We start from the raw sequence: 19,295 nt of genomic DNA on the forward strand, positions 1-19,295 counted from the left end.
GCGCAACACTCTGCGCTTGCTTCAGTCATCACCGTTGCGGCCATGGTGACGGTGCAGTAGGAAGTGCGCGCCAAGGCACAGCAGCATGGGCAGCAGCAGCAACAGGCCGCCCGTTGTTTGGCCACGCCACAGGACGAACAGCAAGGCGCCGCCCATCAGCACCAGGCAGGCGGTCATCAGCCAATAGTGCAGGGACCCGGAGTGCTTGTCTGGCGGCGACTGGCGCTCGGCTTCCGGAGGGTGCCGTGAGCCGGTGTCTAGCGTGTGGTGTTCCGGGGCGCGATGTCGTGTCATGAGATGTCTCCTTTGGCTTGCTCTTGAGTCGATTGCTGCGGGCTGGATGACTCCCGGCTGGGTTGCACTCGAGCAAAACGCCGCTTGAGCAGCAGCGAGTTGCCGATGACCGACAGCGAGCTGGTGGTCATGGCAATCACCCCGATCATCGGGTGCAGCAGGCCCGCGGCAGCGATGGGAATGGCGGCCACGTTGTAGCCGCTGGCCCAGATCAGGTTCTGGACGATCTTGGCGAAGGTGGCGCGGCTGAGGTGCATGGCGTCCACCACGGCGGTCAGCTCACCGCGCACCAGGGTCACGTCGGCGGCCTCGATGGCCACGTCGGCCCCGGCGCCGATGGCGATGCCGACGTTGGCCTGGGTGAGGGCGGGGGCGTCGTTGATGCCGTCGCCGACCATGGCCACGTGGTTGCCGTGCTTCTCCTGCAGCGCGCGAATGGCATCCACCTTGCCCTCCGGCAGCACCCCGGCCTGGACCTCGTCGATCCCCACCTCCGCGGCCACGGCCCGGGCGGCCCGCTCGTTGTCGCCGGTGATCATCACCACGTGCAGGCCCAGCGCGTGCATACCGCGAATCGCCTCCTTTGATTCCTCCTTGAGGGTGTCGGCCACGGCCACCAGCCCCAGGGCACGGCCATCGGCGGCGACGATCACCACGGTGCGGCCCTTGCCCTCGAGCTCGGCCATGGCGTCATCCAGGGCCTCGAGGCCGGTCACCCCTTCCTCTTCCAGCAGGCGGCGGTTGCCGATCAGCACCTTCTCCTCGCCCACTCTGCCGGAGACGCCGCGCGCCCCGGTAGAGCGGAACTCGCTGACCTCGCCGGGTTTGACATCGCGCTCCTTGGCACCCTCGACGATGGCCCGGGCGATGGGGTGCTCCGAGGCATTCTCGACGCTCGCCGCCAGGGTCAGCAGGCGCGTCTCCTCGACACCCTCGGCGGCGACGACGTCGGTCAGCTTCGGCTCGCCCTGAGTGATGGTGCCGGTCTTGTCGAGCACCATGACCTTGACGTCCTTGAAGGTCTGGATCGCCTCGCCGGAGCGGATCAGGATGCCGCGTTCGGCGCCGATGCCGGAGCCCACCATCAGGGCCGTGGGGGTGGCTAGGCCTAGGGCGCAGGGGCAGGCGATGACCAGCACGGCGATGGCCGCCAGTATGGCCAGCACCGGGGTGGCGGCCTCGGGATTCACCCAGGGGAGGAAGGTCGCCCCCCAGTCGAGGATCGGGCGCAGGGCGTCCGGCAACAGCGCCCAGACGACCAGGCTGGCCAGGGCAATAGCCAGTACCGCGGGTACGAAGCGGCCGGTCATGCGGTCGGCGAACTCCTGGATCGGCACTCGGGAGCCCTGGGCCTGATCGATCAAACGCACCACCTGAGAGAGAAGGTGTCGCCGCCGACCCGGGTCGCCTTGACCCGCAGGCGGCCTTCCTTGTTGATGGTGGCCCCGATCACGCTGTCGCCGGTGCTCTTGTAGACCGGGATCGACTCCCCGGTGGCAATGGACTCATCGAGATGACTCTCGCCCTCGATCACCTCGCCGTCGGTGGGCACCTTGTCGCCGGGGCGCACGATCATGATGTCGCCGGCCGCCAGCGCCTTGACCGGTACCTCGACCTCTTCGCCGTCGCGCTCCACCCGGGCGGTCTTGGCGCCCAGGGTCATCAGGCGGCGGATGGCCTGAGAGGCGCGCCCCTTGGCCAGCGCCTCCAGATAGCGGCCGAGCAGGTGGAAGGTCATGATGGTGGCGGCCATCTCGATGAATGACGTCATCGGGTAGACGAAACCGATCAGGCCGATCAGGTAGGGGGCAGGCTGCCCATGGAGATCAGCACGTCCATGTTGAAGGTGCCGTTCTTCAGCGACCGCCAGGTCGACTTGTGAGTGGCGATACCGCCGAAGAGAAACACCACCGGGAAGGCCAGCACGGCGATGATCGCCAGATATCCCGGGATCGGCTGCCAGAACATGTGCGGCATCATCAGCAGCATGATCAGGGTGGTGGGTATCGCGGCGATGATCAGCCGCTTGCGGGCCTGTCCGAGGTAGGCTTCCTCGATCTCGGCGTCGCTGTCGCCATCCTCCGCCTCGTCGGTCTGCACGGCGGCCACGTCGTAACCGGCTCCCTCCACGGCGCGTTTCAATGCGTCGCCATCGAGCTCGCCCGTCACCGATACCCGGTGGCTGGCGATATTGGTGTCGATCGATTCGACGCCGGCCAGCCGCTCCAGGGTGCTGCGGATGATGCCGGCACAGTGGTCCGAGCCCATGCCGGGCACCGTCAGGCGCACCTGCTGCTTGCCGCTACCGTCACTGACGGCGGCCACGTCATAGCCGGCGCCCTCCACTGCCTGGCGCAGGGCATCGCCGTCGGGGCCGTCCTGACCGGCGGTGACGCTGACTCGGTGGCTGGCGATATTGGTCTGGATCGCGTCCACCCCATCGAGGCGCTCGAGCGTCTGGCGCACGATGCCGGCACAGTGGTCGCTACCCATGCCGGGAACGGTCAGAGTGATCGTTTTAGCGTTGGTCTTGCTCATGGAGTGCCTCCTGCTGGTGCTGCCGGTTGGACGGCCAACCCTGGCCGTCCGGCTGCCGACTCAGTGACATCCCAATCAGTGATGAGCATCGTGGTCGTCGGGATCGACGGTGCTGGGCGGTGTCGCCTGAAGCCGCTGGCGCTGCTCTTCGGTGAGCAGGTCATGCATGGCATTCCGCATGCGCACCATCTCGGCCATCATCTCGCCATGCAGCTCGGCCATCTGGCCGTGAAGCGCCTGCACTTCGTCCGGGTCGGGGCGCTCGCCATGCATCTCGGCCATCAGGTCGTCGCGCAGGTTCATCAGCTGGCCCTTGCGCTCGAACTGGGCGGGACGATGCTCCCGCATCAGCTCACGCAGCTCGCCGCGCTGCTCGGGCTCGAGCATCTGCATCATGCCCATGCCCATGCCCTCGCCCATCATCGGGCAGGGCATCATGCCGCCACCCATCATGCCGGGGCCCATACCGCCTTGGCCACCCATCATGCCGGGGCCCATACCGCCTTGGCCACCCATCATGCCGGGGCCCATACCGCCCTTGCCACCCATCATGCCGGGGCCCATACCGCCCTGGCCGCCCATCATGCCGGGGCCCATGCCGCCCTGGCCGCCCATCATCATGCCGGAGCTCCTGTCTGGCTGATCAGCATCCATCATGTTGCCCTGGGCCATGGCGAGGCCGGTGCCACCGGCAGTGAGGGCCAGCGCCAGGATGGCAGCGAGTGCGTGCTTATCGTGTTTCATGCGTGTATCTCCTGTGGGCACGGAGCCCAGCGATTTGAGGGAAGTTCGGCACCGGGCCGAATCGATCTGGTGCGTGGAAAAGCGTTGCGTGGACACCTGGGTATCGCTCGCGTCGCGGGTGGCGTGGATCGATGTCAGGGGCGCAGGCGCTGCGTCAGTAGATATACGGGACAGCGGGGGGTGTCGGGAAGGCCGTGAGGCGTGCCGATCCGGGCGGGCACAGCCGGTGGCGTGGCGTGGGAGGTCAAGCAGGCCGTCGGGACGCTGGGGTCGAGCTCCTGGCGCTCGTCACGCAGCATAGCGTGGTGCATTGCCAGGGCGCCATGGCCGTGCTGGCATTGCGGGAGCGTGTCGTCCAGGGCATCCGCGCTCAGGGGGAGGTCGATCTGCGAATGGCCGGTAGGCCCAGCGTCGGTGAGCTGGGCACTGGCGCTACTGACAAGCAGCACGACTAGCAACAGGCTCAGCACTACGACCCACCCACAGCGCCGCCTAGCCGTAAGATCCATCGGCCGGTGCTCGTGGGAGGTGTCGTGGCTGACCATGGAGTTGGCTCCAGCAGCGGTGAAGGCTCTTTCACCATAGTGCAGATTGGGGGCATTTCCATTGATGCAGGTCAAACGGTAGACATCATGTAAACCTTTGTGCTGCAAGTATGTTTTTTTGCCCGGAGCGACGGGTTTACCCGGATGTGGAGGGGGGTCCCAAAGCGGGGCGGCATCGTGAGGATGGGGCTTGAAATATGGAACGATTGGTTCTAAATTGATGGCATGACACGTGGACGCCCTATCGCCTTTAGCCCCGACCAGGCCGTCATGGCCGCCATGCAGGTCTTCTGGGCCCGCGGCTATGAAGCCGCCTCGACCCGTGACCTGCTGGCGGCCATGCAGATTTCCCGTAGCAGCCTGTACCAGTCCTTCGGCAACAAAGAGCAGCTGTTTCTCGAGGCGCTCGAGCGCTATCGGCGTGCCCTGGTCGAACGGCTGCAGCGCCGCCTCGATGATGCGCCAACGGCGATGGCGTTCTTCGAGGCGCTCTTTCGCGATACCGCTCGGGAGGCCGAGAGTGAGCGGGCGGCGCTTGGCTGTCTGATCTTTAATTCCGCCACCGAACTGGGCCAGCGCGGTGATCGGCCGTCCCGGCAAGCCGCCCAGGGCGTTGAAGCTATTACCGCGCTGTTTCGCCGGGCGGTGGAGCGTGGCCAGGCCGAGGGGGAGATTTCCGCCGATCGCGATGCCCAGGCCCTGGCGCTCTATTTGACGCTGGGGATGGCCGGACTGCGGGCCCTGCTCAAGGCGGGCACCGCGGCCGCCGAGGCCGAGCAGGCCGCCGAGCTGGTACTGGCGACGCTACGCTGATTTTTTTGACTCTTCGCACTTTAGCGTGAACATGTTTGGCAGGCTTTATGGTGGGAGGCCGGCTCTGCCGGGCGAAGGCGCCGCAGGCGCCCCTTGGGTAGTGCTGCGCGCTACTTCGTCGAAGCGTCGAACCGGAGCTGAAGTCGAGGCGTCGAACCGTCCCTCCCACAAAGCCAGTTCACGCCAGTCTGCGAAGAACCAATTTTTGCCATATTTGGACCATTCATTCCGGATATGGCGTTTCACCACCCAGGAGTCTCACGACTCACAGGAGGTATGCCCCATGACGGCCGACTACAAGATTCAGCTGGCGCCCCAGACCCTCGACAATGCCGATGCCAAGGCGCGACCGCTGCTCGAGCAGGCCAACGAGAAGCTGGGTTTCGTACCCAACATGTACCAGGGGATGGCCAAGGCGCCCGGTGTGCTCGATACCTATCTGCATGGCTATGAGCTGTTTCGCCAGGACTCGGGCTTCACGCCGCCCCAGCAGGAGGTGGTGTTCCTGACCATCAGTCGGCTCAACGGCTGCGGCTACTGCATGTCCGCCCATAGCATGCTGGGCGAAATAATGTCCCAGGTGCCGGCCGAGGTGCTCGAGGCGATTCGCAACGACCAGCCGATTCCGGACGAGCGGCTGGCCGCCCTCAGTGAGTTCACCCGGGTGATGTTCGAGACCCGCGGCAAGCCGGGGCGGGACGATGTCGACGCCTTCCTGAAGGCCGGCTTCGAGGAGCCGCACATCCTGCAGATCGTGCTGGCCCTGGCGGTGAAGACCCTGAGCAACTATGCCAATCATCTCAACCATCCCGAACTCGATGAGGCCTTCGCCGGCCACGCCTGGCAGGGGTGAACGCGACGGCGCCTGCTGTTGCGGGCCCTGCCAGCCGTTCCGCGAGGACGGCTTGCGGGGCCGTGCGTGTCGTGAAACACTGTTCGGCCACGGCCGATGCCGTCCTGACGCCGACCGGATGACGCCCTGCCCATGACCCGACTCTCCCTTAACTGGCTGCTTTGCCTGCTGCTCGGTGTGCTGCTGAGTCTGCCGCCTGCCCTGGCAGGCGGCAGCGGAGCGGTGCATGACTGTGAGCGTCTCCAGCCGTCCCACATCGCCGTTGGCGTGGCAGTCGACATCATCGACGATGTCACTGAGCGACAGGATCTCGGTAGTTGCCTGCCGGCACCTTGCCCACCCCTGGGAGGCGTGTGGCTGACATTGACGGCAGACCCGCCTGCCGGCCACAGGGGCTTGGCCACCGTCACCGCGCTGCCTCAGGTACTGCCTGACCGCCTGGAGCGACCTCCCCGCGTCTGATTCTTGCCGATATCCCCAACGTAACGCGGCAAATTCGTCGCGTGTGATGCGACCGCTAGCCACTCCCCCTGCGACGTCGCGATATGGCTCGCAGGAGGTGGCCGGCGGCCGGACGACCTGGAAGGTAAGGATTAGGATGATGCAATACCCGCAAATCGACCCGGTGGCGATAGCCATCGGACCGCTGCAGATTCACTGGTATGGGCTGATGTATGTGGTTGGCTTCGTGGCCGCCTGGTGGCTGGGGCGCCGTCGTGCTCATCGCCTCGGCCTGAGTCACGACGACATCGGTGATCTGCTGTTCTATGGCGCCATCGGGGTGGTGCTGGGCGGCCGGCTCGGCTACGTGCTGTTCTACGGCATCGAGTCGTTTCTGGCCAACCCGCTGTGGCTGTTCCAGCTCTGGGATGGCGGCATGAGCTTTCATGGCGGCCTGATCGGGGTACTGGTGGCTGCGCTGCTGTTCGCCCGCAAGAAGCGGCTCGCCTTCTTCCAGCTGACCGACTTTATCGCGCCGCTGGTGCCGATCGGCCTGGGCGCCGGACGTATCGGCAACTTTATCAACCACGAGCTGCCGGGGCGGGTCAGCGAGGTGCCCTGGGCCATGCCCTTCCCCCATATGGGGCCGGAGCCGCGTCATCCGTCAGCGCTCTACGAGTTCGCCCTGGAGGGGGTGGTGCTGTTCTTGGTGCTGTGGTGGCTGTCGGGGCAGCCACGCCGCCGCGGCCTGATCTCCGGGCTCTTCCTGCTGCTCTATGGCCTGTTCCGCGGCGCCGTGGAGTTCGTGCGCCTGCCCGACGAGCACCTGGGGTTCATTGCCTTCGGCTGGGTCACCATGGGCATGCTGCTGACGCTGCCGATGCTGATCGCCGGGGCCTCGCTGATCGCCTGGTCGCGCCGCCAGCCGCGGGACGTGCCCCCGGGCCATGAAGCCGTCGCCACCCCATCGGTTTCACGCTAATCACCACCAAGGTGACGACAGAGGTCTTGAGATATGGATAACCCTACTAAGCCAGGGGGCCGGCGCTCCCGGCCGGCACTGTTCGGCAATGTAGTACCCGGCTTGCTGCTAGCGGGGCTGACGCTGCTGCCTCCCGGCCTGCTGGCCGATGAGGGGAGCGAGGAGGAATGGCCCCAGGGCCACTTTCCGCTACCGGAGGAGGGCAATGTGGTCGGCGAGGTCTATCGCGTCGAGGCGAGCGAGGAGGACACCCTGCTCGATATCGCCCGGGAGCATAACGTGGGCTACGAGGAGATCCGCAGCGCCAATCCCGATGTCAGCGTCTGGGTGCCCGGCGAGGGGACCGAGGTGGTGATACCGGCGCGCTATATCCTGCCGGATGCCGAGCGCACCGGCATCGTGATCAATATTGCCGAGCTGCGCCTCGACTACTACCCGGACGTCGGTGAGGGCGAGATGCCGCGGGTGGAGACCTACCCCATCGGCATCGGTCGCGAGGGCTACAATACCCCACTCGGGGTCACCAAGACCACCATGCGACTCGAGGACCCGGCCTGGTATCCGCCGCGCTCCATGCGGGAAGAGGCCGCCGAGCGCGGCGAGCCGGCGCCGCCGGTGGTGCCGCCGGGGCCGGATAACCCTCTGGGCCGCCACGCCATCCTGCTGGATATTCCCGGCTATCTGATCCATGGCACCAACGAGCCCGACGGGATCGGCATGCGCGCCAGCCGCGGCTGCATTCGCATGTATCCCGAGGACATCGAGTCGGTGTTTCATAGCGTGCCGGTGGGCACCCAGGTCGCTATCATCGACCAGCCGATCAAGGTCGGCTGGGACGAAGGGCAGCCGCTGGTGCAGGTCTTCGAGCCGCTCGAGGAGCAGGAACACGGCATGTCGGCGCTGGTCGAAACCCTCGGGTTGCTCAATCAGGGCAACCCCAACGGCATGGCCTTCGACTACGAGCAGCTGCGCGGCCTGCTGGATAACCCCACCGGCCAGGTCGTGGCCCTGGCGTCACCCCCGGAACGCGAGCCTGAACCCGAGGCGCCGGTCGAGCGCGAGGGGTTGCTCGAAGAGCTGGCCATCTGAGGCCCTCATGCCCTGATCGGCACTTCCCGGCGATGGCGGGCAGTGGGCAGAAGGCTTGGCTGCGACTAGCCTGAAAGCGAAGGAGCTGGGACCGCGCGATGCCGCGCTCAGCACGGCGATGTTCAGCACGGGGATACGAAATGTACCAGTCGATACTCGTTCCGGTAGATGGTTCCTCCTTTGCCGAGAAGGCCTTGCGGGTGGCCCTGTACTTGGCAGGGGCGTCGGCTACGCTGTATCTGGTTCAGGTGCAGCGGCCCCTCGATGATGGTGGCTTGCTGATCGGCGGCAGCGGCTTGCCGGTAAGCGAAGAGGTGATCCAACGGCTGGTCCGCGAGCGTGAGTCGCAGGCGAGGGCGGTGCTCGAAAAGGCTCGTTCGGCAATCAACCTCGATGGCGTGGAGGTCAAGGAGATCGTGGTGACAGGTCGGCCGGCGGAGGCGATCCTCGAGGAGGCGAGGGCGCTGGGCGTCGAGGCCATCGTGATGGGCAGTCGCGGAATGAGCGATCTGCAGGGCATGGTGGTCGGCAGCGTGTCCCACCGGGTCAGTCACACCGCCGACTGCACGGTCATTACGGTGCACTGAGGCTGCCTGGCGGCCTCTACGCGGCGATGGCGGCAGGCCGGCGCCTTCGGGCGCCGGCCTGCCGTCTATGGGAAGCGTGGATCAGTGTTGATGGTCGCCATGGTCGCCCGCCAGCTCATGGCGGATATAGAGCACGACGGACCAGACCGCCTCGTCGTCCAGTTTGTCCTCGTAGCGTGGCATGGCGCTGGCGTGGCCCCCTTCCTTGATCAGCCAGGCATACTCTCCGACGCTATGGGCGGCGCCATGGAGGGCCAGGTTGGTCGGGCTGGGGTTGAAACCGGCAACGCTGGCAGCGGGGCCATCGCCGCCGCCCGCTAGGCCGTGGCATGCCGAGCAGTAGCGCTGATAGACCTGCTGGCCATAGGCCAGGGTCTCGGCATCGGGTTCCAGCGGGCTCTCGCGCTCGACCCAGGCGTCAGGCGCCTGCCAGCCGTGACCGCCGTCTCCGTGGGCGTGGTCGTCATCGCTATGGGCATGGTCGTCGCCGCCGTGGGCATGGTCGTCGCCGCCGTGGGCATGTTCCTCGTCGCCATGGGCATGGTCGCCATGGCCGTGATCGTTATGGTCGCCGTTATCGCCATGGCCATGATCGCCATGGTCGCTCTGGTCATGGCTGCCGTGGCCGTGGTCGTGATCCGGGGAGGCCGTGGCGAAGCCGGCGCTGCCGAGTGCGACAGCCAGCGTCAGGCTGCCAGCGAGAAGGGTGGCAAAGCGCAGGCTTGCCGGTGCGAAGGCTGGCAGCGCCAGCGGGCCAAGCGGCCGCTTACGGTCTTGCGTGGACATGAGCGTCTCCTGATTACATTCGAAACTCGGCGATGGCTGAAGGTCGCCGCGTAGTCAGCGGTAATCAGGCGGTTCTGGGAGGACGCTCGTGCAGGTAGTAGGGCGTCGGCGGTAGGGAGCCAGGCCAGGCCTGCGGCGGCCGGTCGACGGCCGTGGTCGGCAGGGCGCGGTCGAGGTTCGCGGCACCGGCCAGGCAGTGGCTGGCGCCCAGGCAGGGCGTCCAGCAGTCGTCGGGCTCACCCTGTGCGGTGTGCTCGCCGACGTCATGAGAGACGCTGTGACTCCCGTGGCCGCCATGGGCGCCGTCGCTGCTCGCTTCCAGGCCGGCCAGGGCGACCGTTCCCGCCGACAGGGCGAGAATCAGGCAGAGGCTGACCAGTTGCAGAAGGATACGGTGCATGCGGTGTCGAGGCCTTGGCGGCAGAGAGAGTGTCTGGTGAGGATCATCGTTCCGCGGGGCGGCAGATGCAAGGTACCGTAGTGCCCGACACCGCCCGAGCGGGAGAAAGTGTGATCTCGGTCAGGCACACAGGCCGCGGATGTCATCCCCTGACGTGGAAAGGGAGCACGCCTGCCACATCGGCGAAGGTGATGCGCATCTGCCACTCCCCCGCCATGGGTAGCGCCGAGGTGACGGAAAAACTGTCGGGGCCGGTTTGTCTGGCCGATACCTCAAACTCCATGTCGTGGCCGGGCATGGTGAAGGTAATGGGGACTCGCATGGTCTGCCGGGGAGGGCTGCCGTCCGGGCCCCGCAGCCGGAAGGAGAGCCGGGCTTCCCGGTCGGCATCGATCGCCAGGCTGCCCGACACGGCCCACTGGTGCACGGTGCCGGAAAAATGCACGCCGCCCAGCTCCGTGCCCGGCTCCGCCGGTACCTGACCGTCGACCTGCAGGGGGGTCTCGTTGCCCGCCATGAAGGGCATGGCGATCAGCACGGCCAGGATCAGCAGGATGGGGATGCCCAGGCCCAATGCGATACGTCGGGCCGAGCGGGTGGCGGGGTCGGGGGCGGCGCGGGTTCCGGTCATCGGTGAAGACTCCGAAGTGAGAAGGGCGGGACAATCCAGCCCGATGATGCCATGGTCTCGCCTGCCCGTGCGCCGGGAGTGGCGTGGATCATGATGTCGGTCAAGCCCCGGGGTGGGCGCGAGTCACTCGGGCAGCGGACCGACCAGCTCCAGCGCCACGCAGAGGCGCACTAGCTCGGCGAGGCTGCTAGCGCCCAGTGCCTTCATGGCCCGCAGGCGATAGACCTCCACGGTCTTGGCGCTGATGCCTAGCCGTTCGGCGATCTCGCGGCTGGTCATGCCCTCGGCCACATGTACCAGGATCTGGCGCTCCTTGGGGCGCAGGGCCGCGTAGCGCGCCTGCAGCGCTTCGCGTCGCGCTCGCGCCTCGCGGGCGCGCTGGTGCTCGGCCAGCGCCTGCTGCACGGTGTCGATCAGCTGCTGGTGGTTGAACGGCTTTTCGATGAAGTCGAAGGCGCCGGCCTTGAGGGCGGCCACCGCCATGGGCACGTCGCCGTGGCCGGTCATGAAGATCACCGGCAGGTCATCGTTGCGCTCGTTCATCCGCTGCTGCACCTGCAGACCGGAGAGCCCCGGCATGCGCACGTCGAGCAGCACCGCATCGAAGGCATCGGGGGCGGCGGCGAGGAAGGCCTCGCCGTCGGGAAAGGCGCGGGTGGCCAGGCCCACGGAGTCGAGTAGCCAGGCCAGAGAGTCGCGCAGGGCGGCATCGTCGTCGACCACCGCCACACGGGGGGTGGGGGCGTCGGTGTCCGAGAGGGCCGGGGGCTGTGTCACGGCTGGCTCCGAGGCGGTGCGTGGCGGCTGGGTTCGGCCTGCAGTGTACCGGCAAAGGTGGCGCCACCGGAACCGCTGACAAGTCGGAGGTTTCCGCCCATGGCTTCCATCAGCGAGTGGCTGATGGCCAGCCCCATGCCCAGCCCCTCGGCGCGGGTGGAGTGGAAGGGCTCGAACAGATGGGCGGTCCGGTTCGCCTCGATGCCGGGGCCCCGATCACGGACCCGGAAGGTCACCTCCCGCGGGCCGCTGAGGTGCGCGTCGATCCCGACCCGGTCGGCACCCGGGTGGTGGCGGCTGGCCTCCAAGGCGTTGAGCAGCAGGTTGACCAGCACCTGCTCCAGTCCCACCGGGTCGGCGAGCACCCGGGGCAGGGCTTCGGGCAGCGCATGCGCCAGGGTGATGCCGGCCTGCTGGTACTGCCATTCGCAGAGCCGGCAGGCGGCATCGACCACATCGATCAGCGACACCGGGCGCGGCCGGGTCTGGCCCTTGCGCACGAAGGTGCGGATATGGCGCAGCCGCTCGGCCAGGCGCTGGATCTGCTCATTGATCCGCGTCAGCGGCAGCGCCAGGTCGCTGGCAGGGCGCGCCGGGTCGGCGCGCAGCTGCATCAGGGCGCCGCTGGCATAGTTGCCGATGGCGCCCAGGGGCTGGTTGAGCTCATGGGCGATGTTGGAGGCCAGCTCGCCGGTGGTGGCCAGGCGATTGGCATGAGCGATCTGCTCCTGGTGGCGGCGGGCCTGGGCCTCGGCGGCCTTGCGCAGGCCGATATCGCGGTTGAGCAGCGACAGATGGTCGGGCTCGGCGCCGGGGCCGCGGTGGGCCAACACCACGCTGAGCACCGGCACCGTCCCCGGGTGCCCTGCATCTCCAGTTCGCCGCTCCAGGAGCCGTAGCGGGCCACCGCGGGTAGCACGATCTCGCGCAGCACCGCCAGCGAGGCCGGCGTGTAGGCCTTGGCCAGGGCCGTGTCGAGGTCTTCCCGGGGCAGGGTGAGTAGCCGGCGGGCTGCCTCGTTGCAGTAGAACAGCCGCTCCTCACCGTCGACGAACAGCACATAGTCGGTGGTGGATTCCACCACCCGGGCCAGGCGCTCGCGGTTGGCCTCGGCGCGGATGCGCCGGCTCACGTCCCGGGACACGCAGAGGATGTCGAGCAGCTCGCCGGTGGCCGGGTCGCGGCGGGTACGGCTGGTGGTCTCGAACCACACGTAGTGCCCATCCTTGGCGCGAAAGCGATAGGTTTGCTGGTAGAAGCCGTCGTGGTAGTAGACCCGCGGCGACTTGTTGAGCAGGTCGGCCAGGTCCGCGGGGTGGAAGAGGTCGTAGGCGGAGACGCCGATCAGCTCCTCGGGCGCATAGCCGAGCAGGCTGCGGGCCGCCTGGGAGGCATAGAGGAAAGTGCCGTCCCGGGCATGGCGCGAGATCAGGTCGGTGGTGCTTTCGGCCAGCCACCGGTAGTGGCGTCGCTGGGCGTCGAGCTCGGCGTGCTCGGCCTCGAGCCTGGCGTGGCGGGCGGCCAGCTCAGTATGCTGTGCCTCGAGCTCAGCCAGGCGCCGGCGCAGCCGTTCGCTGTCGTCCTGGTTAGCCATCAGCGCGCCGGGTCCACCCGGCCGCCCAGGGAGGCGTTGCGCCGGAACCAGCCGGCGATGCTGGCCCGCGGCCGGCGGGCGGGCAGCACCGCATGGGGACGCGCTCCGAGAGGAAGCAGGCGAAGGTGCCCGCCTCGGGGCGCACCCGGGCCAGCTCACGTTCGGGCGCCTGGGCATCGAAGATGACCATCTCGCCGCCGGCGTCGGCGGGCCAGTCGGGATTGAGATAGCCCACGGTGGAGACCACCCGGTTGGCGCGGCCGCGGAAGCTGTCCAGGTGGCGCTGGTAGCCGGCGCCGGGCGGGTAATGGGCGAAGTGCGCCTCATACTCGAACAGCCCCAGGAAGAGCGCCTGGTTGAGCTCGCGCTGCAGCTCGGCCATGCCAGCCAGGTAGCGCCGCTGGGCGAGGCTCTCGCGGTCGAGCCAGCGGATGGCGTCGCCGCGGATCTCACGCTGCAGGTGGTGCTCGCGGCCGCGGCCGATCCCGGCCGCCGTCAGGGCGTCGCGCTCGGCCATTGCCATGAGCTCGCCATAGAGGTCGTGACACAGCTCGGGGTCGAGCATGCCGGGGCCCAGGTACCAGCCCTGCTCGACCAGGGCATCGACCAGCAGGGGGAGGGCCCGGATATCGAGCACGGGGCGTTCGCGAAAGTTCTCTAGCATGGGGGTTCCGTCGGGTTTGATTCCTTCTACCGGGCCGCCCTTCAAGGCGTCAAGCCCGAAGCGGGCGGCGTCGACGCTGCGGTCGTCCCGGCAAAGTGAAATGAACCGAAAATAATCGCAGCAGCGATGAACTTCTTTTCCCAATCACGTACAAATAGTTTGCCGTGTATAGGAATCCACGTCGGGCTCCTGCCGGCACCGAATGCTGTTGTCTGCCCACTGGGCAACCTCTCGAGGAGTGAGATCATGACACATTTCAAGGCAGCAACCCGTTGGATGGGCGCCGGCGTGGCCGGCTTGGTGTTGGCTGGCGCCGTGCAGGCGGGGAGTCACGGTGATGCCCACGACCATCCCGACATCGTCGATACCGCCGTGGCGGCCGGCCAGTTCGAGACGCTAGTGGCCGCGGTCGAGGCGGCGGGCCTGGTCGATACCCTGAAGGGCGAAGGGCCTATCACCGTCTTTGCCCCCACCGATGACGCCTTCGCCGCCCTGCCCGAGGGGACCCTGGACGAGCTGCTGCTGCCCGAGAATCAGGAGACCCTGCAGGCGATCCTTACCTACCACGTGGTGGCAGGCAAGGTGATGGCGGAGGACGCCATGGGTCTCGAGAGTGCCGAGACCGTCCAGGGGCAAGAAATCACCATCACCACCATGGACGGGAGCGTGATGATCAACGAGGCCAACGTCATCCAGGCCGACATCGAGGCCAGCAATGGCGTCATCCATGTGATCGACGCGGTGCTGCTGCCTGAGTGACCCCGTGGTTTATCCTTCTCTCGCGTCCCTTGCCTTGCCGCCCTTCGGGGCGGCCTTTTCGTTGTGCGCCTGCGTCGGCTGGGACGCTGCACTCGGGTAGGGGGGCGGTGGGGGAGGGAAGCGGTTCAAGAGCTGCGCGCCAGGGCCTCCCGGGCGCGCAGCTGGCGTTCGGAAAAGTAGCACAGCCGACCGCTTGGGGGCTCGCGGTGCAGACTCACGGGGCGCCCGAAGCCTTCGGCCATCAGTTCCACCAGCATCATCGAGGAGAGTCCCCAGATCACCTGGCCGGCGGTGTGGTAGCTGGGCACGTAGTAGGGGCGACCGTCGACCGGGATGACGTCGGTATGATGGCGTCGGTCCTCCAGGAACAGCGTCAGCGGTACCTCGAAGATGGTGTCGAGTTCACCGAGGTCCGGTGCCAGCGGCAGGTCCGGCGGTATCAGGCCCACGTAGGGGGTGACGCGAAGCCCATGCAGCGAGATGACGTCGGAGAGGCGGCCAAGCAGCTCCACTTGCTGCGGTGGCAGCGCAATCTCTTCCCGGGATTCCCGTAGGGCCGTGAACAGCAGATCGGGGTCGCCGGCCTCGCGCTTGCCGCCGGGGAAGGCCACCTGACCGCCGTGAGTGGCCAGGTGGCTGGCACGGCGAGTGAACAGCAGTGTCGGTTCCGGCCGATCGACGATGGGCATCAGCACCGCGGCCTGGGGCAGGTCGAGGACCAGCCGCTGCGGCCTGTGCGCTTGCAGGCGTTCGCGAAGTTTCTCTAACATGGGGTTTCCATCGGGTTTCGATTCCTTCTACCCGGCCGCTGTTGCCGGCGTCAAGCCCGAAGTCGGCGGTGTCGCACCGCTCGCCAGCCTGCCAGGGAGCCCCATGAACTTCTGCAGCCACTGCGGTCATATCGTGCGTTTCGCCATTCCCGAGGGGGATGACCGGCCCCGCTACCTGTGCGACGCGTGCGGCACCGTCCACTATCAGAATCCGCGTATCGTCGCCGGCACCCTGCCGGTGAGCGGCTCTCGGGTGCTGCTGTGCCGCAGGGCCATCGCCCCGCGCAAGGGGTTCTGGACCCTGCCGGCGGGCTTCATGGAGAACGCCGAGACCACCGTCGAGGCCGCTGCCCGGGAGACCCGCGAGGAGGCCTGTGCGGAGGTGGATATCCACGGGCTCTACACCCTGATCAACCTGCCGCATATCAACCAGGTCTACATGATCTTTCGTGCCGACCTGGCGGGAGGCTTCGCCGCCGGCTCGGAGAGCCTTGAGGTGGCGCTGTTCGAGGAGCATGAGATCCCCTGGGACGAACTCGCCTTTCCCACCATCGAGCGCACCCTACGCCACTTCTATGCCGACCGCGGAGAGGCGCGTTTCCCGCTGCATATCAGCGATATCACCGCCGAGGATCGCGAGCGCTACTTCGGCAGTGCCTGAGCGCGATGATCGCTGGCGTGTCGACCGCATTCACAGGTCTTCCAGCCGCCAGACATCGTAGGCCGGCTCCTCGTAGGGATGGGCCGCCTTGAGCGCCGCCAGGGCCTCGTGAATCAGCGAATCCGCGCAGACCAGCTCCACCTTGAGCTCTTCCACGTGCTCCAGGTCGCCCACGCTGCCGATATGGGGGTTGGCTCCCGCCAGCGGACGAAACTGCCCGGTGCCCGGCGTCTGGAAGCAGCACGCCTCGTAGTCGCCGATGCGTCCGGCGCCGCTGGCGAAGACCGCCTCCTTGACGGCCTCGGCGTCCGTCACGGGGACATAGAAGGCTAGCTTGTACATCGCGGTTCTCCTCTTGTTCACTCGTGCATGGCGTCTTGGGCTCTGACGGCCTCCCGAGCCCACCTTCAAGGTGCCAGAAGATCCGGCTCGCCGCATGCCGAGGCGATGAAGGCCCGGGCATCGTCGCGCAGCCTGACTGCCTCGGCCCACCCCTCTTCCCGTGGCAGCAGAGGGCGGCCCACGCTGACGTCGACCGTGCCGGGACGCGGCAGGATCTCGCTGCCGCGCAGCAGTCTACGGGTTCCGCTCAGGGCGACCGGCAGCACGGGAGTGCCGGCCTGTGCCGCGGCGACGAAGGCGCCCATATGGAAACCCTTGAGGCCGGGCTGGCGGCTGAAGGTGCCCTCCGGGAAGAAGGCCAGGGAGTCGCCGTTGCCGAGGGCTGCGAACACCTGCTGCGTATCGCGGGTCGCCTGGCGCGGGTCGAAGCGATCCACGAAGATGGCCCCCATGCGCCGTAGCAGGAAGTGCGCCGGGGCCTGGCGCTTGAACTCCGCCTTGGCCAGGTAGCGAAAATCGTGCGGCAGCACGGCGATGAGCACCAGGGCGTCCAGGTAGCTGGCATGATTGGCCACCAGTACGCAGGGGGCCTCGCCGGGCAGGTTCTCCAGGCCATGGCTGCGGATACGCAGGCCGGCGAGTCGCGCCGCCGCGCGCACGCAGCCGCGGGTGACGCGCCAGCGCCAGGCGAACCTCGGCAGCGGCAGCGCCACGACGGCAACCACGATCAGGGCGGCGGCGAACAGGCTCCAGGCGTAGGCGCCATAAAGCGTGCGACCGGCCCGCTGCAGCCACCGCCGCGACCGCATGGCGCCGGCTCGCAGGGCCAGGACCAGCGCCTGGCGCCAGACCGGCGCGGCGGCCTGGCCCAGCTGGCCACCACGATAGCAGTCGGCGGTGGCGCCACGGCGGATCTTGCCACTGGAGGTCTTTAGCACGCTGTGCGGCGGCACCAGACGGACGATGTCGGCGGGCAGGTCCAGGGTGTCCAGGGTGGTCTCGTGAATTGCCCGGGTGAGGCGTTCGCGCTGCGCGGGGTCGGTGACCCGGGTTTCGGCCACCACCACCAGCGCCTCGCTGCCGGTGTCGGGGGCTGGGTCGCCGAAGACCGCCACGCAGCCCTTGCGAATGCCGTCGAGGGCGCCGACGGCCTCCTCGAGGTCGTAGGGGTAGATGTTACGCCCGCCGCGCACCAGCATGTCCTTGACGCGGCCGCTGATGTGGAGGTCGCCGTCGGCGAGGTAGCCGCGGTCGCCGGTGCGATACCAGTCGCCGTGACGCAGCGCGGCGGTGGCCTCGGGGTAGTGGAAGTAGCCGGCGGTGGCCGAAGGGCCGCAGAATTCGATCTCGCCGTCGTGGCGTTCGGGCAGTTCGCGCCCCTCGGGGTCGAGGATGCGCACCCGGTAGCCCGGCAGAGGCGGGCCGCAGTTGACCATGACCTGCGCCTTGGCACGGTCTTGGGTTGGCCTGGCCACCTGGGTGGCGGTAAAGGTGTCGCGATCGATAGGGTCGAGTCGTAGCCCGCGGCCCGGCGGGGCAATGCACAGCCCCACCGCCGACTCGGCCAGGCCATAGACCGGCATCAGGGCCTCCCGGCGCAGCCCGCAGGGCGCCAGCCGCTCGGCGAACTGCTCCATGGTACGCGGGCTGACCGGCTCGGCGCCGTTGAAGGCGATCCGCCAGCAGCTGAGGTCCAGGCCCTGGGGGCGCTCATCCCTCAGGGCGCGCAGGCAGAGATCGAAGCCGAAGTTGGGGCCTCCCGAGAGGGTACCCCGGTGGCGATGGATCAATTCCAGCCAGCGCAGTGGATGGCTCAAGAAGGCCAGCGGCGACATCACGACCAGCGGCATGCCGTAGTAGAGGCTTGAGAGCCAGGCGCCGATCAGGCCCATGTCGTGATACAGCGGCAGCCAGCTGACGAAGACGTCCTGAGGCGTCACCCGCGCGCGCTCGCCCATGGCGCGAACGTTGGCCAGCAGCTGGCCGTGGGTGAGCATGACCCCCTTGGGGTCGCCGGTGCTGCCGGAGGTGTACTGGAGCAGCGCCAGGCTCTCCGCATCGGGGGCCTGGCGGGTATCGCCGGCGTCGACCGGAGCCGCGGACGAGAGCTCGGCAACGGTAACGATGGAAGCCAGCTGTGGGGCCTCGGCGCGCAGCAGGCGGGCCACGCGCCGCGCCTGGTCCACGGTGATCAGGCTCTCCGCGCCGGCGTTGCTGAGGATGCGGCCATGGCGGCGCAGGTGCTCCTCCAGCTGGGCCGGGCGCGCGGGAGGATAGATGGGGACCGGGACGCCGCCGGCGCGCAGGATGGCAATGAACGCGACGAAGTAGTCTCGCCCGGTGGGCAGCATCAGGGCGACGCGGTCGCCGCGGCGTACCCCGCGCTGGATCAGTGCCGCCGCCACGCCTCGCGCGTGGCGATCCAGGTCGGCATAGCTCAGGGTCTCCGGGCTGTCGCCATCGCCGTAGATCAGCAGATGGGAGCGCGCCGGCTGGTGTGCCAGGTGCCAGTCGAGCACTGCGTTCAGAGTGCCGGCGCTGGCGGGCTCGCCGCTCACCGTCCGCTCGCTGGTTGGCGACTGCCGGTCGGTCGTGTCGGGCTCTCTCTTCTCCGGTGCCTTGAGCAGCAGCGTCACCAGGTCTGCGGGGGTGTCGGCCGCCAGGGCGGATTCGGGCAGGGTCACGACGAAGGTGCGCTCCAGGCGAAGTACCAGCTCCGCCCGGGCCAGACTGTCGAACCCCAGATCCCGGTCCAGCCGCGACTGCAGCGTTGCCTGGGGGGCGGCTGTCGCCGCGGCTGGGTTTCGCGTACCAGCTCATCGATGACTCGGAGCAGGCGCCGCGAGAGCGCTTCGCTCCGGGCGTCGTGTTGGGCTCCGTTTTCCTTCGCCATTGGCTACCCCTTGTGATCGGTGTGCCGACGTTGCCTTCACTGTAGGCGCTGACGGCCGGGGAGACGCTGCACAGGTTGCCAACGCCCGGCCCAACCTGCTTCATTCAACAGACAGCGTACGCCTGGCGGTGT

The 19,295-nt window shown here is 67.8% G+C and carries 23 protein-coding genes and 2 pseudogenes; 8 read left to right on the forward strand and 17 right to left on the reverse strand.

All coding sequences use genetic code 11. The features are described from left to right. Nucleotides 1-21 precede the first annotated feature (21 nt). The 6 genes from ACSJDS_RS07535 to ACSJDS_RS07560 form a co-directional block, all read right to left on the reverse strand. The gene (locus tag ACSJDS_RS07535) at nucleotides 22-294 is read right to left on the reverse strand and encodes a hypothetical protein (RefSeq protein ID WP_473032724.1); all 273 of its coding nucleotides are present in this window, start codon (nucleotides 292-294) and stop codon (nucleotides 22-24) included. Further along, a complete protein-coding gene (locus ACSJDS_RS07540) occupies nucleotides 291-1,658 on the reverse strand; it encodes a heavy metal translocating P-type ATPase (protein WP_473032726.1) in 1,368 nt (455 codons plus the stop codon). The genes ACSJDS_RS07535 and ACSJDS_RS07540 overlap by 4 nt, the downstream gene beginning before the upstream one ends. Continuing rightward, complete coding sequence (locus ACSJDS_RS07545) at nucleotides 1,655-2,065, reverse strand: HAD-IC family P-type ATPase (protein ID WP_473032727.1); 411 nt, start codon at nucleotides 2,063-2,065, stop codon at nucleotides 1,655-1,657. The genes ACSJDS_RS07540 and ACSJDS_RS07545 overlap by 4 nt, the downstream gene beginning before the upstream one ends. A 26-nt stretch (nucleotides 2,066-2,091) precedes the next feature. Further along, on the reverse strand, nucleotides 2,092-2,832 hold the full coding sequence (locus ACSJDS_RS07550; protein WP_473032728.1) for a heavy-metal-associated domain-containing protein: 741 nt from the start codon (nucleotides 2,830-2,832) through the stop codon (nucleotides 2,092-2,094). A gap of 75 nt (nucleotides 2,833-2,907) precedes the next feature. Further along, nucleotides 2,908-3,576 carry a Spy/CpxP family protein refolding chaperone gene (locus ACSJDS_RS07555; RefSeq protein ID WP_473032729.1) on the reverse strand — a complete coding sequence of 223 codons (669 nt, stop codon included), beginning with the start codon at nucleotides 3,574-3,576 and terminating at the stop codon, nucleotides 2,908-2,910. Between the two features lie 134 nt (nucleotides 3,577-3,710). Then, nucleotides 3,711-4,121: a hypothetical protein gene (locus tag ACSJDS_RS07560; protein WP_473032730.1), complete on the reverse strand. Its 411-nt coding sequence runs from the start codon at nucleotides 4,119-4,121 to the stop codon at nucleotides 3,711-3,713. Nucleotides 4,122-4,346: 225 nt separating this feature from the next. Between ACSJDS_RS07560 and ACSJDS_RS07565 the strand changes: the two genes are divergently transcribed. The 6 genes from ACSJDS_RS07565 (at nucleotide 4,347) to ACSJDS_RS07590 (ending at nucleotide 8,886) form a co-directional block, all read left to right on the forward strand. Then, entirely contained in the window at nucleotides 4,347-4,934 is a 588-nt protein-coding gene (locus ACSJDS_RS07565; protein ID WP_473032731.1) for a TetR/AcrR family transcriptional regulator, read from the forward strand. Between the two features lie 283 nt (nucleotides 4,935-5,217). Next, nucleotides 5,218-5,787: a carboxymuconolactone decarboxylase family protein gene (locus ACSJDS_RS07570; protein WP_473032732.1), complete on the forward strand. Its 570-nt coding sequence runs from the start codon at nucleotides 5,218-5,220 to the stop codon at nucleotides 5,785-5,787. A 132-nt stretch (nucleotides 5,788-5,919) separates the two neighbouring features. After that, a complete protein-coding gene (locus ACSJDS_RS07575) occupies nucleotides 5,920-6,249 on the forward strand; it encodes a hypothetical protein (protein ID WP_473032733.1) in 330 nt (109 codons plus the stop codon). A 136-nt stretch (nucleotides 6,250-6,385) separates the two neighbouring features. Then, nucleotides 6,386-7,210 carry a prolipoprotein diacylglyceryl transferase gene (gene lgt, locus ACSJDS_RS07580; protein WP_473032734.1) on the forward strand — a complete coding sequence of 275 codons (825 nt, stop codon included), beginning with the start codon at nucleotides 6,386-6,388 and terminating at the stop codon, nucleotides 7,208-7,210. A 33-nt stretch (nucleotides 7,211-7,243) separates the two neighbouring features. Beyond that, nucleotides 7,244-8,299 (forward strand): L,D-transpeptidase family protein, encoded by a 1,056-nt coding sequence (locus ACSJDS_RS07585; RefSeq protein WP_473032736.1) that lies wholly within the window; start codon nucleotides 7,244-7,246, stop codon nucleotides 8,297-8,299. Between the two features lie 140 nt (nucleotides 8,300-8,439). After that, complete coding sequence (locus ACSJDS_RS07590) at nucleotides 8,440-8,886, forward strand: universal stress protein (protein ID WP_473032737.1); 447 nt, start codon at nucleotides 8,440-8,442, stop codon at nucleotides 8,884-8,886. Nucleotides 8,887-8,967: 81 nt separating this feature from the next. Here ACSJDS_RS07590 and ACSJDS_RS07595 read toward each other — a convergent pair whose 3' ends face one another. From ACSJDS_RS07595 to ACSJDS_RS07625, 7 genes and pseudogenes are all read right to left on the reverse strand, one after another. Next, a complete protein-coding gene (locus tag ACSJDS_RS07595; protein ID WP_473032738.1) occupies nucleotides 8,968-9,672 on the reverse strand; it encodes a c-type cytochrome in 705 nt (234 codons plus the stop codon). A gap of 64 nt (nucleotides 9,673-9,736) precedes the next feature. Then, nucleotides 9,737-10,072 (reverse strand): hypothetical protein, encoded by a 336-nt coding sequence (locus ACSJDS_RS07600; protein ID WP_473032739.1) that lies wholly within the window; start codon nucleotides 10,070-10,072, stop codon nucleotides 9,737-9,739. Nucleotides 10,073-10,214: 142 nt separating this feature from the next. Further along, complete coding sequence (locus tag ACSJDS_RS07605; RefSeq protein WP_473032741.1) at nucleotides 10,215-10,703, reverse strand: FixH family protein; 489 nt, start codon at nucleotides 10,701-10,703, stop codon at nucleotides 10,215-10,217. A 123-nt stretch (nucleotides 10,704-10,826) separates the two neighbouring features. Beyond that, on the reverse strand, nucleotides 10,827-11,480 hold the full coding sequence (locus ACSJDS_RS07610; protein WP_473032742.1) for a response regulator transcription factor: 654 nt from the start codon (nucleotides 11,478-11,480) through the stop codon (nucleotides 10,827-10,829). Next, a complete protein-coding gene (locus ACSJDS_RS07615) occupies nucleotides 11,477-12,202 on the reverse strand; it encodes a sensor histidine kinase (RefSeq protein WP_473034993.1) in 726 nt (241 codons plus the stop codon). The genes ACSJDS_RS07610 and ACSJDS_RS07615 overlap by 4 nt, the downstream gene beginning before the upstream one ends. Continuing rightward, nucleotides 12,094-13,074: a PAS domain-containing protein gene (locus tag ACSJDS_RS07620; protein ID WP_473032743.1), complete on the reverse strand. Its 981-nt coding sequence runs from the start codon at nucleotides 13,072-13,074 to the stop codon at nucleotides 12,094-12,096. The genes ACSJDS_RS07615 and ACSJDS_RS07620 overlap by 109 nt, the downstream gene beginning before the upstream one ends. Further along, a pseudogene (locus ACSJDS_RS07625) lies at nucleotides 13,074-13,738 on the reverse strand (2OG-Fe(II) oxygenase). Before ACSJDS_RS07625 ends, ACSJDS_RS07620 begins: the two are co-directional and overlap by 1 nt. A 246-nt stretch (nucleotides 13,739-13,984) precedes the next feature. Here ACSJDS_RS07625 and ACSJDS_RS07630 point away from each other — a divergent pair. Next, nucleotides 13,985-14,497: a fasciclin domain-containing protein gene (locus ACSJDS_RS07630; RefSeq protein ID WP_473032745.1), complete on the forward strand. Its 513-nt coding sequence runs from the start codon at nucleotides 13,985-13,987 to the stop codon at nucleotides 14,495-14,497. A 125-nt stretch (nucleotides 14,498-14,622) separates the two neighbouring features. Here ACSJDS_RS07630 and ACSJDS_RS07635 read toward each other — a convergent pair whose 3' ends face one another. After that, nucleotides 14,623-15,267, reverse strand: a complete 645-nt coding sequence (locus ACSJDS_RS07635) for a CoA pyrophosphatase (protein ID WP_473032746.1) — start codon at nucleotides 15,265-15,267, stop codon at nucleotides 14,623-14,625. A 103-nt stretch (nucleotides 15,268-15,370) separates the two neighbouring features. Here ACSJDS_RS07635 and ACSJDS_RS07640 point away from each other — a divergent pair, with 103 nt between their 5' ends. Next, a complete protein-coding gene (locus ACSJDS_RS07640) occupies nucleotides 15,371-15,928 on the forward strand; it encodes an NUDIX hydrolase (protein ID WP_473032747.1) in 558 nt (185 codons plus the stop codon). Between the two features lie 30 nt (nucleotides 15,929-15,958). Here the strand turns inward: ACSJDS_RS07640 and ACSJDS_RS07645 are convergent, their stop codons facing one another. From ACSJDS_RS07645 to ACSJDS_RS07655, 3 genes and pseudogenes are all read right to left on the reverse strand, one after another. Then, nucleotides 15,959-16,270, reverse strand: a complete 312-nt coding sequence (locus ACSJDS_RS07645; RefSeq protein ID WP_473032748.1) for an NGG1p interacting factor NIF3 — start codon at nucleotides 16,268-16,270, stop codon at nucleotides 15,959-15,961. 65 nt (nucleotides 16,271-16,335) lie between these two features. Next, complete coding sequence (locus ACSJDS_RS07650; RefSeq protein ID WP_473032749.1) at nucleotides 16,336-18,954, reverse strand: AMP-binding protein; 2,619 nt, start codon at nucleotides 18,952-18,954, stop codon at nucleotides 16,336-16,338. Then, nucleotides 18,955-19,038: pseudogene (locus tag ACSJDS_RS07655) on the reverse strand (phosphopantetheine-binding protein); the annotation flags it as partial. Between the last annotated feature and the right edge of the window lie 257 nt (nucleotides 19,039-19,295).

The organism is Halomonas sp. SL18_1 (assembly GCF_055755715.1).

Excerpts from the sequence above, each read along its gene's own strand:
- ACSJDS_RS07535 (WP_473032724.1), bottom strand. The coding sequence starts at position 294 with ATGACACGACATCGCGCCCCGGAACACCACACGCTAGACACCGGCTCA.
- ACSJDS_RS07545 (WP_473032727.1), bottom strand. The coding sequence starts at position 2,065 with ATGACGTCATTCATCGAGATGGCCGCCACCATCATGACCTTCCACCTG.
- ACSJDS_RS07550 (WP_473032728.1), bottom strand. The coding sequence starts at position 2,832 with ATGAGCAAGACCAACGCTAAAACGATCACTCTGACCGTTCCCGGCATG.
- ACSJDS_RS07555 (WP_473032729.1), bottom strand. The coding sequence starts at position 3,576 with ATGAAACACGATAAGCACGCACTCGCTGCCATCCTGGCGCTGGCCCTC.
- ACSJDS_RS07560 (WP_473032730.1), bottom strand. The coding sequence starts at position 4,121 with ATGGTCAGCCACGACACCTCCCACGAGCACCGGCCGATGGATCTTACG.
- ACSJDS_RS07565 (WP_473032731.1), top strand. The coding sequence starts at position 4,347 with ATGACACGTGGACGCCCTATCGCCTTTAGCCCCGACCAGGCCGTCATG.
- ACSJDS_RS07570 (WP_473032732.1), top strand. The coding sequence starts at position 5,218 with ATGACGGCCGACTACAAGATTCAGCTGGCGCCCCAGACCCTCGACAAT.
- ACSJDS_RS07575 (WP_473032733.1), top strand. The coding sequence starts at position 5,920 with ATGACCCGACTCTCCCTTAACTGGCTGCTTTGCCTGCTGCTCGGTGTG.
- lgt (WP_473032734.1), top strand. The coding sequence starts at position 6,386 with ATGATGCAATACCCGCAAATCGACCCGGTGGCGATAGCCATCGGACCG.
- ACSJDS_RS07585 (WP_473032736.1), top strand. The coding sequence starts at position 7,244 with ATGGATAACCCTACTAAGCCAGGGGGCCGGCGCTCCCGGCCGGCACTG.
- ACSJDS_RS07590 (WP_473032737.1), top strand. The coding sequence starts at position 8,440 with ATGTACCAGTCGATACTCGTTCCGGTAGATGGTTCCTCCTTTGCCGAG.
- ACSJDS_RS07595 (WP_473032738.1), bottom strand. The coding sequence starts at position 9,672 with ATGTCCACGCAAGACCGTAAGCGGCCGCTTGGCCCGCTGGCGCTGCCA.
- ACSJDS_RS07600 (WP_473032739.1), bottom strand. The coding sequence starts at position 10,072 with ATGCACCGTATCCTTCTGCAACTGGTCAGCCTCTGCCTGATTCTCGCC.
- ACSJDS_RS07605 (WP_473032741.1), bottom strand. The coding sequence starts at position 10,703 with ATGACCGGAACCCGCGCCGCCCCCGACCCCGCCACCCGCTCGGCCCGA.
- ACSJDS_RS07620 (WP_473032743.1), bottom strand. The coding sequence starts at position 13,074 with ATGGCTAACCAGGACGACAGCGAACGGCTGCGCCGGCGCCTGGCTGAG.
- ACSJDS_RS07630 (WP_473032745.1), top strand. The coding sequence starts at position 13,985 with ATGACACATTTCAAGGCAGCAACCCGTTGGATGGGCGCCGGCGTGGCC.
- ACSJDS_RS07635 (WP_473032746.1), bottom strand. The coding sequence starts at position 15,267 with ATGTTAGAGAAACTTCGCGAACGCCTGCAAGCGCACAGGCCGCAGCGG.
- ACSJDS_RS07640 (WP_473032747.1), top strand. The coding sequence starts at position 15,371 with ATGAACTTCTGCAGCCACTGCGGTCATATCGTGCGTTTCGCCATTCCC.
- ACSJDS_RS07645 (WP_473032748.1), bottom strand. The coding sequence starts at position 16,270 with ATGTACAAGCTAGCCTTCTATGTCCCCGTGACGGACGCCGAGGCCGTC.